11 protein-coding genes are annotated in these 14,898 nt (G+C 70.3%); 9 read left to right on the forward strand and 2 right to left on the reverse strand.

What is annotated here, in order from left to right; genetic code table 11:
- Positions 1-6: 6 nt before the first annotated feature.
- From ASE44_RS16270 to ASE44_RS16295, 6 genes are all read left to right on the forward strand, one after another.
- Positions 7-231, forward strand: a complete 225-nt coding sequence (locus ASE44_RS16270; RefSeq protein ID WP_056781858.1) for a heavy-metal-associated domain-containing protein — start codon at positions 7-9, stop codon at positions 229-231.
- Positions 231-2,525: a cation-translocating P-type ATPase gene (locus tag ASE44_RS16275; RefSeq protein ID WP_056781859.1), complete on the forward strand. Its 2,295-nt coding sequence runs from the start codon at positions 231-233 to the stop codon at positions 2,523-2,525. The genes ASE44_RS16270 and ASE44_RS16275 overlap by 1 nt, the downstream gene beginning before the upstream one ends.
- A 75-nt stretch (positions 2,526-2,600) precedes the next feature.
- Positions 2,601-3,881: a GAF domain-containing protein gene (locus ASE44_RS16280; protein WP_082456187.1), complete on the forward strand. Its 1,281-nt coding sequence runs from the start codon at positions 2,601-2,603 to the stop codon at positions 3,879-3,881.
- Between the two features lie 113 nt (positions 3,882-3,994).
- Positions 3,995-5,518: an aldehyde dehydrogenase family protein gene (locus ASE44_RS16285; RefSeq protein ID WP_056781861.1), complete on the forward strand. Its 1,524-nt coding sequence runs from the start codon at positions 3,995-3,997 to the stop codon at positions 5,516-5,518.
- Between the two features lie 109 nt (positions 5,519-5,627).
- A complete protein-coding gene (locus ASE44_RS16290; RefSeq protein ID WP_056012276.1) occupies positions 5,628-6,020 on the forward strand; it encodes a DUF779 domain-containing protein in 393 nt (130 codons plus the stop codon).
- Between the two features lie 166 nt (positions 6,021-6,186).
- Entirely contained in the window at positions 6,187-8,370 is a 2,184-nt protein-coding gene (locus ASE44_RS16295) for a DEAD/DEAH box helicase (protein ID WP_056781862.1), read from the forward strand.
- A 57-nt stretch (positions 8,371-8,427) separates the two neighbouring features.
- Here the strand turns inward: ASE44_RS16295 and ASE44_RS16300 are convergent, their stop codons facing one another.
- Positions 8,428-8,694: a mycoredoxin gene (locus tag ASE44_RS16300; RefSeq protein ID WP_056012271.1), complete on the reverse strand. Its 267-nt coding sequence runs from the start codon at positions 8,692-8,694 to the stop codon at positions 8,428-8,430.
- 127 nt (positions 8,695-8,821) lie between these two features.
- Between ASE44_RS16300 and ASE44_RS16305 the strand changes: the two genes are divergently transcribed.
- Positions 8,822-9,850: a 6-phosphofructokinase gene (locus ASE44_RS16305; RefSeq protein ID WP_056012269.1), complete on the forward strand. Its 1,029-nt coding sequence runs from the start codon at positions 8,822-8,824 to the stop codon at positions 9,848-9,850.
- A 76-nt stretch (positions 9,851-9,926) separates the two neighbouring features.
- On the opposite strand, the gene ASE44_RS16310 is transcribed toward ASE44_RS16305, so the two are convergent.
- Positions 9,927-12,029 carry a S9 family peptidase gene (locus ASE44_RS16310; RefSeq protein ID WP_056781863.1) on the reverse strand — a complete coding sequence of 701 codons (2,103 nt, stop codon included), beginning with the start codon at positions 12,027-12,029 and terminating at the stop codon, positions 9,927-9,929.
- Between the two features lie 77 nt (positions 12,030-12,106).
- Between ASE44_RS16310 and ASE44_RS16315 the strand changes: the two genes are divergently transcribed.
- Both ASE44_RS16315 and ASE44_RS16320 read left to right on the forward strand, forming a co-directional pair.
- Complete coding sequence (locus tag ASE44_RS16315) at positions 12,107-12,946, forward strand: aldo/keto reductase (protein ID WP_056012263.1); 840 nt, start codon at positions 12,107-12,109, stop codon at positions 12,944-12,946.
- 54 nt (positions 12,947-13,000) lie between these two features.
- A complete protein-coding gene (locus ASE44_RS16320) occupies positions 13,001-14,845 on the forward strand; it encodes a DUF2207 domain-containing protein (protein WP_157580030.1) in 1,845 nt (614 codons plus the stop codon).
- Positions 14,846-14,898: the final 53 nt, after the last annotated feature.

Below are 14,898 nucleotides of genomic sequence, written 5' to 3' on the forward strand. Positions count from 1 at the left end.
GGACGCATGTCCGAAACCACCGCAACCACCACCTACCGGGTCGACGGCATGACCTGCGCGCACTGCGTGTCGGCCGTCACGACCGAGCTGTCCGCGCTGTCCGGCGTGGACGAGGTCGTCGTGGACCTCGAGACGGGGACGGTCACGGTGGCCGGAACGTCCTCGTCCGACGAGGCGGCCATCGGTGCTGGCGTCCAGGAGGCCGGCTACACCCTCGTCGGTCGTCGCTGATGAGCGCGCCGCTGCAGACCCTCGATCTCGACATCGCGGGCATGACGTGCGCGAGTTGTGTGGCGAGGGTCGAGAAGCGGCTCACGGCGCTCGACGGCGTCGAGGCGCAGGTGAACCTCGCGACCGAGCGCGCGACGGTCACGGCGCCGGCGGCCGTCACCGCGGAGGAGCTGGTCGCGGCGGTCGCGAAGGCCGGGTACACGGCGACGGTGCGTCCCGGCGCGGACGAGCGTTCCGGAGCACACCGCGACGATGCCCCGACACCGGAGTCCGAGTCCGACCCCTCGGCGACGGTGACGACCCTCCGCACCCGACTCGTCGTCAGCACCGTGCTCGCCCTCCCGGTCATCCTGCTCGCCATGGTCCCCGCCTGGCAGTTCGACCACTGGCAGTGGCTGTCGCTCACGCTGGCGACGCCCGTGGTGTTCTGGGGCGGCTACCCGTTCCACCGCGCGACGTTCGCCACGCTGCGTCACGGCTCGGTGACGATGGACACGCTCATCACCCTCGGGACGGGGGCGGCGTACCTGTGGTCGCTCTGGGCGCTCTTCTTCGGCATGGCCGGGATGACCGGCATGCGCCACGAGTTCACCTTCTTCGCCCCCGACGCCGACCCCTCCGGTGCCCTCTACCTCGAGGTGGCCGCGGGCGTCACCGTGTTCCTCCTCGCCGGGCGCCTCATCGAGCAACGATCGAAGCGCAGCGCCGGGGCGGCGCTCCGCGAGCTGATGACGGCCGGAGCCTCCGAGGTGTCGATCCTCCGAGAGCGGGCCGCCGATCCGAGCGACCTGATGGCGGCGACCCGCCAGGAGGAGCGCGTCCCCGTCGACCGCCTCCTCGTCGGCGACCTCTTCCTCGTGCGGCCGGGGGAGTCCGTGGCGACCGACGGCACGGTCGTCGAGGGCGCGGCGAGCGTCGACGAGAGCCTGATGACGGGTGAGTCGGTCCCCGCGGAGAAGACGGCGGGTTCGCCGGTCACCGGTGGGACGATCGCGCGCGGCGGATCGCTCGTGGTGCGGGCCACCGCCGTCGGCACCCGGACGAGGCTCGCACGCATGGCGCAGGCGGTCGAGGCCGCTCAGCTCGGGAAGAGTCGCATCCAACGCCTCGCGGACCGCATCTCCAGTGTGTTCGTGCCGATCGTGCTCGTCACGGCGGTCGCGACCGCGATCGTGTGGATCGCCGCGGGCTCGTCGGTGCAGGCCGCCTTCACCGCGGCCGTCGCCGTGTTGATCATCGCCTGCCCGTGTGCGCTCGGCCTCGCCACCCCGGTCGCCCTCCTCGTCGGCACCGGTCGAGGGGCGCAGCTCGGCATCCTGATCGCCGGACCGGAGGCTCTCGAACGCGCGAGCGGCATCGACCGTGTCCTGCTCGACAAGACCGGGACCATCACCTCGGGGCGGATGAGCGTGACCGAGGTCTGGGCGGAGGGTACCGCCGACGCGGCGCTCGACCTCGCCGCAGCGCTCGAAGCCGACTCCGAGCACCCCATCGCCGAGGCGATCGTCGAGGAGTCCGCACGTCGTGGCGGAACACCTCCGACGGTTTCGGACTTCGCGAGCTTCGAAGGCCTCGGGGTCACCGGGACCGTCCGTGGAGGGACCGTCCTCGTCGGACGACCCGCCTTCGCCGAGGACCAGGGGTTCCGAACCGGAGCTGCGGCCACGGCGGCGCTCAGGGCCGCAGCGGAACGCGCGAGCACCGTCGTGGTCCTCGCCTGGGACGGCGAGGTCCGCGGGATCGTCGAGGTCGCCGACACCGTCAAGCCGGAGGCGCGGGCCGCCGTCCAGCGTGCCGTGGCGCTCGGGATGACTCCGGTGCTGCTCACCGGTGACAACGCGGCCGTCGCCGCCCGCGTCGCGGCCGAGGTCGGGATCACCGAGGTGATCGCCGACGCGAGCCCGATGGACAAGGTCGCCGCCGTCGAACGCCTGCAGGCGGACGGTCACCGCGTCGCGATGATCGGCGACGGGGTGAACGACGCGGCCGCGATCGCGACCGCCGACCTCGGGGTCGCCATGGGGACGGGGACCGACGCGGCCAAGAGCGCCGCCGACCTCAGCATCGTCTCCGGGTCGCTCGCCACGGCCGTCGACGCGGTCCGGCTGTCGAGACGGACCCTTGGCATCATCCGAGGCAACCTCTTCTGGGCGTTCGCGTACAACGTCGCGGCGATCCCGCTCGCCGCGCTCGGGCTCCTCAACCCGATGATCGCGGGCGCGGCGATGGCGTTCTCGAGCGTGTTCGTCGTGCTCAACAGCCTGCGCCTCCGGCGGTTCCGTCCGGCCGCCTGAGGACATCCGTCACCTGCCGGGCTGCGGCGGCTACACTGTCCGCAGAACCGATCGACGTGGATGGGTGGTGGTGAGGTGACCAGTCCCTGGCTGGCGGCCCCGGCGCGTGCCGAAGCGCAGCGCGGACTCGTGCGGCGGCTCGTCCGCGAGTCGTGGGAGCGGTCGATGGGCCGTCACCTCGACCCGGACAACCTCATGCCGGAGCTCGCCTTCGACGAGGACGAGTTGCGCGACCACCGGCTCGGTCATCCACTCGCCGGCGTCCTCCCGGTCATCACGCGGCTGCTCGTCGAGGACGCCGACGACGACTCCGGCATGCTCGTCGCGGTCGGCGACGCCATGGGCAGACTGCTCTGGGTCGACGGCGACCGTCACCTGCGTCGTCGGGCGGAGGGCATGTTGTTCGTCGAGGGCGCCGGCTGGTCGGAGCGCGAGGTCGGCACGAGTGCGCCGGGAACCGCACTCGAGCTCGACCACGGGATCCAGATCCACGCGGCCGAGCACTTCAACCGGCTCGTGCATCCGTGGAGCTGCACGGCGGTGCCCGTGCACGACCCGGAGACGAGACGGATCATCGGGGTGATCGACATCACCGGAGGACCGCAGGCCGTCGCCTCGCATGCACTTCCGCTCATGGAGGCGACCGCGGCAGCCGTCGAATCCGAGATCATGGTGCAACGCCTGCGGGCGCTCGCCGATCGCTCTTCGGCCGGACTCGGCCGACGTCGAGGGACGCCGCGTCCGACCCTGGTCCGGCCGGGACTGCAGGTGCTCGGCCGCGACACCGGGATGCTCGTCGGCCACGGCGCGGAACGGCCGACCGAACTCAGCCGCCGTCACGCCGAGATCCTGACGCTGTTGTCCTGGCACCGGCAGGGCCTCAGCGCCGAGGCGCTCGCCGACCGGCTCTACGACGCCGACGAGGCGCCGGTCACCCTGCGGGCGGAGCTCGTGCGACTCCGGAGGGTGCTGACCGCGGCCGCGCCGACACTCGTCCCCGCCTCACGCCCGTACCGCCTCACCGCACCCCTCCAACTCGACGCCCACCAGGTGCTGTCGCTCCTCGACCGCGGCGCCCACCGGGCTGCGCTCGCCGCCTACCCCGGCCCGCTGCTCCCCGACTCGACCGCGCCCGGCATCGTCGAGCTGCGCGAGCTGGTGGCGACCAGGCTCCGCGAGGCGATGCTGACCGATGCATCGGCCGACCTCTTGTACGACTACCTCGGGAGCGCCGCGGCCCCCGACGACCTCGAGGTCCTCCACGCCTGCCTGCGAGCGCTCCCGCCGCGCTCGCCGAAACGGGCGGGGATCGTCGCCCGGGTGGAGGCGCTCGAAACCGATCTCGCGGCGAGCTGACCGCTGATCCGCGTCGAGCGGTGATGCAACCTCATGCAACCTGCCCGCCGGTAGCGTCAGCCGCACGCACCTGAGCGGTGCGGCCACCGACAACGTCGTCGACAAGGAGTGCCATGACCGTCTACGCCAACCCGGGTACCGAAGGTGCCGTGTTCAGCTACGCCCCGCGCTACGACCACTTCATCGGGGGCGAGTACGTCCCGCCAGCGAACGGACAGTACTTCGAGAACCCGACGCCCGTCACCGGCGCGGTCTTCACCGAGATCGCCCGAGGGACCGCGGCCGACGTGGACCGCGCCGTCGAGGCGGGATGGAGGGCGTTCCCCGCGTGGTCGAAGACCAGCGTCGCCGAGCGCGCCGTCATCCTCAACCGGATCGCCGACCGCATGGAAGAGCACCTCGAGGAGATCGCGGTCGCCGAGAGCTGGGAGAACGGCAAGCCGGTCCGCGAGACCCTCGCCGCCGACATCCCGCTCGCGATCGACCACTTCCGCTACTTCGCCGGCGCCATCCGCGCCCAGGAGGGCGGTATCTCCGAACTCGACCACGACACCGTCGCCTACCACTTCCACGAACCGCTCGGCGTCGTCGGGCAGATCATCCCGTGGAACTTCCCGATCCTCATGGCGGTGTGGAAGCTCGCTCCGGCGCTCGCCGCCGGCAACTGCGTCGTGTTGAAGCCGGCGGAGCAGACCCCGGCCTCGATCCACCTGATCGTCGACCTCGTGAAGGACCTGCTGCCCGCCGGCGTCTTCAACGTCGTCAACGGCTTCGGTATCGAGGCTGGTGCGCCGCTGGCGTCCCACCCGCGGATCCGGAAGATCGCCTTCACCGGCGAGACCACGACCGGCCGCCTCATCATGCAGTACGCGAGCGAGAACCTCATCCCGGTGACGCTCGAACTCGGGGGCAAGAGCCCGAACGTGTTCTTCGAGGACGTCGCGCGTGAGCACGACCAGTACTACGAGAAGGCGCAGGAGGGCTTCAGCATGTTCGCCCTCAACCAGGGCGAGGTCTGCACCTGCCCGAGCCGGGCGCTCGTGCAGCGGTCGATCTACGACGGCTTCGTGGGCGACGCGCTCGTGCGCATCGGCAAGATCAAGCAGGGCAACCCGCTCGACACGGACACCATGATCGGCGCCCAGGCGTCGAACGACCAGCTCGAGAAGATCCTGTCCTACATGGACATCGGCAAGCAGGGTGGGGCGAAGCTGTTGATCGGTGGCGAACGCGCCGACCTCGGCGGTGAACTGAGCGGCGGGTTCTACGTCCAGCCGACCGTGTTCGAAGGCACCAACGACATGCGGATCTTCCAGGAGGAGATCTTCGGCCCGGTGCTCGCGCTCACGAGTTTCGCCGACTACGACGAGGCGATCTCGATCGCGAACGACACGCTCTACGGCCTGGGCGCCGGTGTCTGGAGTCGGGAGGCGACGACGCTCTACCGCGCGGGCCGGGCGATCGAGGCCGGTCGGGTCTGGTCGAACACCTACCACCAGTACCCGGCGCACGCGGCGTTCGGCGGGTACAAGCAGTCCGGTATCGGCCGCGAGAACCACAAGATGATGCTCGACCACTACCAGCAGACGAAGAACCTGCTGGTCAGCTACGCGGAAGGCCCGATGGGCTTCTTCTGATCGACCGGTCCGCGGGTGGCGCGCGTTCGAGTCGCGCCACCCGTGCACCAGGCCCCGGGACCGGTGCGGCCGATCGGAGACCCCCTGATGAGACGACGGAGGACACACCATGACCGGACGGGTCGACGTCACCGAGACCGCTGCCGCGCTCCTGCGCGAGATGACCGCGGTGCACGGGCCGCTCATGTTCCACCAGTCGGGCGGGTGCTGTGACGGGAGCTCACCCATGTGCTACCCCGTCGGGATGTTCCGCACCGGGGCGGTCGACGTCCTGCTCGACACCCTCGACGTCGTGGGACTCGACGCGCCCGTCGAGGTGTACATGTCGCGCTCGCAGTTCGAGTACTGGAAGTTCACGCACCTCACGATCGACGTGGTCCAGGGCCGGGGGAGCGGGTTCAGCGTCGAGGCGCCCACGGGCCAACGCTTCCTCATCCGTTCGCGCATGCTCGACGACGCCGAGCTGGAGCGCTTCGGACTCCTCGAGGACGCCGCCGACTGAGCGCTCGCGAGCGATGCGGCCGATGGCGTAGACTGGGTACACGCCCGTCGGGCGCCCGTGTCGGTCTCGTGCAACGCTCTGTTGCTCCACGACGACCAGTCGGGCCCGACGCCCGTCTCTTCCGGCCCCTCGGCCGATGAGGCATTCTCGACTGCTCAGGAGGAGCATGCCGCACACCGGCCAGCAACGCCGTTCCCAGGGGCGTTCCAGCACCCGTTCATCTGGCCGCTCGAACCCCAGAGGGTCCTCGTCGCGCCACGACGACGACGCGCCCATCATCCCGATCCTCGCCCGCAAGGTGCGCGAGGTCGAGGCGAAGGCGCAGAAGGGCAAGGTCGGTCCCACCAACCGGACCAAGTACCAGGTCATCGCGTTCCTGGTCCGCGAGGAGCGCGCTCGGGTCAAGGCCGACACGAGCTACAGCGACGCCACCCGCGCCGAGCTCCTCAAGCGCCTCGACGGGGTCGCGACCATCCTCGCGAAGACCGCGGCGCGCGACACCTCGCTCATCCAGCTCCTCGAGGCGGACGCCGCGACGAGCCCGGTCGCACAGCGACTCCGCCGTGACTGGCTGCTCGAGTCGGGCGCCGAACTCAGCGCCGACGAGCTCATCATCACCGTCGAGAAGCCCGTCATGGAATCGGTCGTCCCGGCCGAGCTCGCCGAGAAGCAGGTCATCCCGCAGTCGGTGAAGGCGCGTCAGCTGGCCAACCCGTTCCTCGCCCCCGACTTCAGCCAGGCGGCACCGCAGCCGACCGTGCGTCGTCGCCTCGACAGCTGGGAGCTCATGGGCCCGCTGTACAAGGCGTTCGAACTCGGTTCCGGCGGGGGAGCGGCCTCGATGGACCTCCCCGACGCGCCCAAGCTCGACCGCCTTTCGCCCCGTGGCCTCGAGGTCATGAAGCACCAGGCGCGGTTCGTCGAGAGCGTCAAGGAGGGGCATCGTTCCTTCCTGCTCGCCGACGAGCCAGGGCTCGGGAAGACGGCGCAGTCCGTCCTCGCCGCCTCCGTGGCGGAGGCCTACCCGCTGCTCGTCATCGTCCCGAACGTGGTGAAGATGAACTGGGCGCGCGAGGTCGAGCGGTGGACGCCGCACCGCCGGGCCACGGTCATCCACGGCGACGGCCAGGCCCTCGACGCCTTCGCCGACGTCATCATCGTGAACTACGAGGTCCTCGACCGCCACCTCGCCTGGCTCGGGACCCTCGGCTTCCGCGGCATGGTGGTCGACGAGGCCCACTTCATCAAGAACCTCCACTCCCAGCGGTCGCAGCACGTGCTGTCCCTCGCGAACCGGATCCGGAAGGCGACGCCCGGCCAGGACCCGCTGCTGCTCGCGCTGACGGGTACGCCGCTCATCAACGACGTCGAGGACTTCAACGCCATCTGGCAGTTCCTCGGCTGGATCAAGGACGGCAAGCCGACCGCCGAACTCATGGAGCGGCTCGAGGACACCGGCCTCACGCCGGCTGAGCACGCCTTCTACGCCGCGGCCCGTTCAGCGGTCATCGACATGGGCATCGTGCGCCGGAAGAAGCTCGACGTGGCGAAGGACCTCCCCGCGAAGCGGGTCGCTGACCTGCCGGTCGAGCTCGACGACGAGGCGATCCGGTCGATCCGCGACGCCGAGGCCGAGCTCGGACAGCGCCTCAAGTCGCGCTACGTGCGCGTGTTGGAGTCCCGCGGAGAACGCGTCGACGCCTTGCACGACCCGAACACCGAACTCATGCGCATGGTCGCCCAGGCGGAACTCGACGAGTCGAAGGCCGCCGGCGGTACCGAGAACGTGTTCACCATGATCCGGAAGATCGGTCAGGCCAAGGCGGTCCTCGCCGCCGACTACACGGCCCAGCTCGCGCGCTCCGTCGGCAAGGTCGTGTTCTTCGCGAAGCACATCGACGTCATGAACGCCGCCGAGCAGCTGTTCGCCGGTCGCGGTCTGAAGACGGTGTCGCTCCGCGGCGACCAGACCACGCAGGCGCGCCAGGCCGCGATCGACGCCTTCAACACCGACCCCGAGGTCGCGGTGGCGGTCTGCTCGCTCACGGCGGCGGGCGTCGGCGTCAACCTCCAGGCGGCGTCGAACGTCGTGCTCGCCGAGCTGTCGTGGACGGCCGCGGAGCAGACGCAGGCGATCGACCGCGTGCACCGCATCGGTCAGGAGGAGCCGGTCACCGCGTGGCGCATCATCGCCGCCCACACGATCGACTCCAAGGTCGCCGAACTCATCGACAGCAAGCAGGGGCTCGCGGCCCGTGCGCTCGACGGCAGCGATCAGGATGTGGCCTCGGTCGACTCCGTGCAGCTGAACGCCCTCGTCCACCTGTTGCGCGAGGCCCTGGGCGGCTGACGCCCGGTGTGTCCGACCGGGCGGCGATCAACGCCACCCGGTCGGAGCTCGCGGTGCTCAGACGCCGAGTGCGGTCTTCACTTGCGCGAGCGACGGGTTCGTCGCGGTGGAACGGTCCGGGTAGATGACGGTCGGGACCGTCTGGTTGCCACCGTTGAGGGAGGCGACGAGCTCGGCCGTCCCCGGCACCTGCTCGATGTCGATCTCGGTGAAGGGGATCCCTGCGGCCGACAGCTGGTGCTTCAGCCGGGCGCAGTATCCGCACCAGGTGGTGGAGAACATGGTGATGCCGCCATCGGCGGGGAGGTAGTCGTCGGCACTCATCCCAGCAGCCTAACCCCGGCTCGCGGGAGCCCCGACACATGCTGGATCGACCACCGGCGGCGAGACGGTATTGTCGGGGATGACTTCCGGCACCGGTGGTGCCCCGATCCCCATGAGGACTGTTGATATGAGAATTGGTGTGCTCACGAGCGGCGGCGACTGCCCCGGCCTGAACGCGGTCATCCGAGGTGCGGTGCTCAAGGGGACCAAGATCCACAACCAGGAGTTCATCGGCATCCGCGACGGATGGCGAGGTGTGGTCGAGGGGCTGACCATGCCACTCGACCGCCACAGTGTGCGCGGGCTCGCCAAACAGGGCGGCACGATCCTCGGCACCAGCCGGACGAACCCGTTCGAGGGCCCGCACGGCGGCCCGGAGAACGTGCAGCACACCATGGACCGCCTCGGGATCGACGCCCTCATCGCGATCGGCGGCGAGGGCACGCTCGCTGCGGCGAAGCGGCTCACCGACGCCGGACTGAAGATCGTCGGCGTCCCGAAGACCATCGACAACGACCTCGACGCCACCGACTACTCCTTCGGCTTCGACACCGCCGTCGAGATCGCGACCGAGGCCATCGACCGCCTGCGCACCACCGGCGAATCGCACAAGCGCTGCATGGTGATCGAGGTCATGGGCCGTCACGTGGGGTGGATCGCCCTGCACGCCGGCATGGCCGCCGGCGCGCACGCCATCCTCATCCCGGAGCAGCCGCAGTCCATCGAGCAGATCTGCGAGTGGGCCGACAGCGTCTACCAGCGCGGGCGTGCGCCGATCATCGTCGTGTCCGAGGGCTTCACCCTCGACACGATGGAGTCCGCGCACTCCGAGAAGGGGCTCGACGCCTTCAACCGCCCCCGGCTCGGCGGGATCGCCGACGTCCTCGCACCGGAGATCGAACGTCGCACGGGGATCGAATCCCGCGCGACGGTGCTCGGCCACCTGCAGCGCGGCGGCGTGCCGAGCGCGTACGACCGCGTCCTCGCCACCCGACTCGGCATGGCGGCGATCGACTCGGTCATGGCCGGCGACTGGGGCACGATGATCGCCCTCCGTGGCACCGAGCTCGTCAACTGCCGCTTCGAGGAGGCCCTCGGCAAGCTCAAGACGGTTCCGCAGGAGCGCTACGACGAGGCGGCCATCCTCTTCGGCTAGGCGCCCGACGACGAGACGACGCCTACACCCCGCTCGGGGTGGAGGCGTCGTCTTGTCCGCTTACGCGGCTGTCCGCCTACGCGGCGTCGGTCTCGGCGAGGCCGAGCACGTCGAGCAACCACGCGAGTTCCTCAGCGCGCTCCTTCCAAGCGTTGTACCGCCCGCTCACCCCGCCGTGGCCGGCGCTCATCTCGATCTTGAGGAGTGCGGGCGCACCGGCGTCGCGGAGTCTGGCCACCCACTTCGCGGGCTCCACGTAGAGCACACGGGTGTCGTTGAGGCTCGTCGTCGCGAGGATGCGCGGGTACTGCTTCGCCGGGTCGACGTTCTCGTACGGGCTGTACGCCTTCATGTAGGCGTAGACCTCGGCGTCGTGCAGCGGGTCACCCCACTCGTCCCACTCGATGACGGTCAGCGGGAGCGACGGATCGAGGATGCTCGTCAGCGCGTCGACGAACGGGACGCCGGCGAGGACGCCCGCGAACCGGTCCGGCGCGCGGTTCGCGACCGCGCCCATGAGGAGGCCGCCCGCGCTGCCGCCCTCGGCGACCAACTGCCCGGCGGTCGTCCAGCCGTCGGCGATGAGGTGGTCGGCCACGTCGACGAAGTCGCTGAAGCTGTTCTGCTTGCGCAGCTTCTTGCCGTCCTCGTACCAGTGCCGGCCGAGCTCGCCACCGCCGCGGACGTGCGCGATCGCGAAGGTGACGCCGCGGTCGAGCATCGACAGCCTGGCGATGGAGAACGACGGGTCCATGCTCGCCTCGTAGGAGCCGTAGCCGTAGAGGTGGAGCGGCCCTGGGCCCTCGAGGTCGCGCCGACGCACGATGGAGACGGGCACCCGCGTCCCGTCGGCGGCGGTCGCCCACTCGCGGAACTGCTCGTACCGCGCCGGGTCGTAGTCGCCGAGGACAGGCTGCTGTTTGCGGACGAACCGCTCGCCCGAGCGGAGGTCGAGTTCGAGCACGGTCGACGGCGTGACGAGCGAGCCGTACCCGAATCGCAGCATCGGTTGCGACCATTCGCCGTTGCCGTGCCAGCCGACACTCGAGAGGGGTTCGTCGAAGCCGAGTTCCTCGATGTCGCCGGTCGTCGCGTCGAGGAGACCGATCCGCGTCAGGCCGTCGCGCCGGTAGGCGACGGTCGTCACCGCGGCGAACGCCTCGACGTCCTCGAGTCGGCGCTCACTGCTGTGGGGGACCACGACGCGCGGTTCCTGCAGTGGATCGTCAAGCGGCACCTCGACGAGTTCGAAGTCGGGGGCGTCGCGGTTGTGGAGGATGAGCAGACGGTCGGCGCCGTCGGCGATGCGGTGCTCGACGCTGTACTCGACGCCCTCCGTCCGCGGCCAGACGATGCGCGCCTCCTCGGTCAGCGCGTCGGCGGGGACGAACCGGGTCTCGCTCGTGACCGACGATCCCGCCTCGATGAGGAGCAGGGCGCGACTGCGGGTGAAGCCCGCACCCACCCAGAACCGTTCGTCCGGCTCGTGGAAGAGGACGACGTCCGCGGACTGGGCCGTGCCGACCCGGTGCAGGTGCACGGTGTCGGGCCGCCAGCTCTCGTCGACCGTCGTGTAGACGATCGCGGACGCATCGGGGGAGAACTCGGCGCCACCGGCGGTGCCGAGGAGCTCGTCGTCGAGGTCGGAGCCGGTCGCGAGGTCACGGACCCGGACGGTGTACCGCTCGTCGCCCTCGACGTCGACCCCGTAGAGGAGTCTGGAGCCGTCGTCGGAGACGTCGAAGCTGCCGAGGGAGAAGAACTCGTGCCCCTCCGCCTCGACGTTCGCGTCCAGGATGATCTGCTCACCCGGGGCCGCGCCGCTCTCGGGCAGTGTCGGCGGGGTCCAATCGTCGGCGTCCGAGACGGGCACCCGGCACTGGATGCCGTACTGGCGGCCCTCGACACTCCGTCCGTAGTACCACCAGTCACCCGCACGGGTCGGGACGGACAGGTCGGTCTCGAGGGTGCGTCCCTTGATCTCCTGGAAGATGCGCTCCCGGAGGGCGGCGAGGTGGTCCGTCTCCTGCGCCGTGAAGGCGTTCTCGGCCTCGAGGTGTTCGATCACCTCCGGCGAGTCCTTCTCGCGGAGCCATTCGTACGGGTCCACCACGGTGTCGCCGTGATGGGTGCGTTCGGTCGGTCGGGTCTGGGCACGTGGGGCAGAGAGCTTCGCCATGGTCCAACGCTAGTCGAGGCTGAACCCTCCCAGCCCGCTCGGAGCCATCCGCGGGCCGACGGGTCTAGCGTTGGAGGATGACGACCATCCCCACCTTCGAGCTCAACGACGGTTCGAGCGTCCCCGCGATCGGCTTCGGCACCTACCCCCTGCGAGGGAGCGAGGGCACCGACGCCACGCTGTCCGCGATCGACGCCGGCTATCGACTCCTCGACACCGCCGTCAACTACCGGAACGAGGACGCGGTCGGAGCCGCCGTCCGCGAGACCGACGTCCCCCGGGACGAGCTGGTCGTGGCGACGAAGCTCCCGGGCCGCGACCACGGCTTCGAGGAGACGATCACCTCGTGCCGCGGCTCGCTGGCATCGCTCGGCCTCGACCGCATCGACCTCTATCTCATTCACTGGCCGAACCCCTCCGTCGGCCGCTTCGTCGAGTCGTGGAAGGCCATGATCCAGCTGCAGCGGGAGGGCCTCGTCCGCAGCATCGGTGTCTCGAACTTCACGGAGGAGTTCCTGACGAGGCTCGCCGACGAGACCGGTGTCCTGCCGGCCGTCAACCAGGTCGAGCTGCACCCGTACTTCCCGCAGGAGGACCTCCTCGCGTTCCACCGCGAGCACGGCGTCCTGACGGAGGCCTGGAGCCCGCTCGGCAAGGCACAGGCGCCGTTCGCCGAGGAGCCCGTCGCGACTGCCGCCGCAGCGCACGACGTCTCGCCGGCCCAGGTCGTGCTCCGCTGGCACCACCAGCGCGGCGTCCTCCCGATCCCCAAGTCCGCGTCCGCGGAACGGCAGCGGACGAACCTCGACATCTTCGGGTTCGAGCTGAGCGACGCGGAGGTCCAGGCGATCACCGCACTCGGTCGTGCAGACGGCCGGCTCTTCGACGGCGACCCGAACACGCACGAGGAGATGTGAGCGTCGGCGGGTGCGGCCACGCACCCGCCGGACCCTCCTCCTAGACTTGGCGGGGTGAAGCCACGACGTCGCAGCCAGCCCCCGATCCAGCCGCGAGCATCACGACCCGTCCTGGTCGCGTTGCTCCTGACGGTCCTCGCGCCGCTCGTCGTGATGACGGCGACGGCGGAACCGGCTGTCGCAGCCACCCGCGCCGACGTGTCCGACTTCACCTTCTCGTCCTTCGACGGGGAGTACACCCTCTCCCGGGGCGATGACGGCCAGGCCGAACTCCGGGCGGTGGAGACCTTCGTCGCCGAGTTCCCCGAGTCCGACCAGAACAAGGGCATCATCCGAGCGATCCCGGACGAGTTCGACCGGGCGCCACTGCACACGGAGATCGTGTCGGTCACCGACGCCGACGGTGCTCCCGTCGAATGGGAGGCCGACCGCGACGGCGACTTCCTCGAGCTGTCGCTCGGCACGGACGACTACGTCCGTGGCACGCAGAGCTACGTCATCACGTACACCCAGCGCGGGGTGGTCGGGGCCTATCGCGACACCCGTGCGGACGAGTTCTACTGGGACGCGCCCGGCACCGGCTGGGACCAGCCGTTCGTGGACGCGCAGATGACCGTGCGCGTCGACGCCGACATCGCCGACGCACTCACCGGCGAGGGCGCCTGCTACCGCGGCGATCCCGACGACAGCTCACCGTGCGACCTCGCCCAGGCGGAGGACGCGGACGCCGACGTCTTCACGACCGCTTCCGTCCCGCTCCAGGCTCGGCAGACGCTCACGGTCGCCATCGGCTTCGAGCCGGGCACCTTCGTCCAGCCGGCCCGACCGGGTGAGGCGCCGGTCTTCTCCATCGTCCCGATCGCCCTCGGCGCGCTGTCGGCCGCGGGTCTCGGTGCGCTCCTGTGGATCCGACTGCGGTTCTGGCGGGACCACCCCGGTCGCGGCGTCATCGTGCCCCAGTACTCCGTCCCGAAGCAGATGAACCTCCTGCTGGCGGGCGACCTCGCCGGCCGTGCCGCCTCGTCGATGGCCGCCCAGATCGTCAGCCTCGCCGTCCGCGGCAAGCTCCGGATCGTGGACGGACCGGGCAAGAAGGACTACTCCCTGCAGTACCTCGACGACAGCGCGACGGACGAGCAGGAACGGCGCGTACTGGCCGCGCTCTTCCCCGACCGGAAACGGCCACGGGAGATGAAGCAGGTCGATCCGGCGCTCGGCAAGGCCGTCACCGCGGAACTCGCGGCCGCCAAGCAGACCGCGCTCGATCGGGGCCTTCGACGTTCGGTCTCGGCGGGGCGGGCGTGGATCATCGTGGGAGCGCTCGCCGTCATCGGCGTCGCTGGAATCGTCTTCTTCGGGGTCGCCTACGCCCAGCGAGCGGACAACGGCTGGTCCGTTGCCGCGCTCTTCGTGACCGGCATCGCGCTGCTCGCGGGGATCGTGTTGGCCATCGCGCCGAAACCGCTCACCGCCACCGGCGCCGAGGCGCGTGACCAGTTGCTCGGCCTCCGCGACTACCTCGAGCTGGCGGAGCAGGACCGCTTCCGCATGCTGCAGAGCCCAGACGGTGCGGAACGGGTGGACCTCGGCGACCCCGGCCAGCTCGTCCGGCTCACCGAACGGCTCCTACCCTTCGCCGTGCTCTGGGGCGTGGAGCGCGAGTGGGCCAAGGAACTCGGTGTCCGCTACGAACAGGCCGGGAGCGCGCCGTCCTGGTACGACTCGAACACGCCGTTCCAGGCGGCGATGTTCGCGAACGCCTTCTCCGGCTTCTCCGGATCGGCGTCGAGCACGTCCGCGTCGTGGTCGACGAGCGGAGGCGCGAGCTCCTCCGGTGGCTCGACGGGTGGCGGCTTCGCGGGTGGTGGCGGCGGCGGAGGCGGGGGCGGCGGACGCTGATCGGTGTCGAGTTGACCTCGACCGGGCAGGGTGTAAGGATCGTGTACGGCGGG

The organism is Plantibacter sp. Leaf1 (genome assembly GCF_001421315.1).
Classification (GTDB): domain Bacteria; phylum Actinomycetota; class Actinomycetes; order Actinomycetales; family Microbacteriaceae; genus Plantibacter.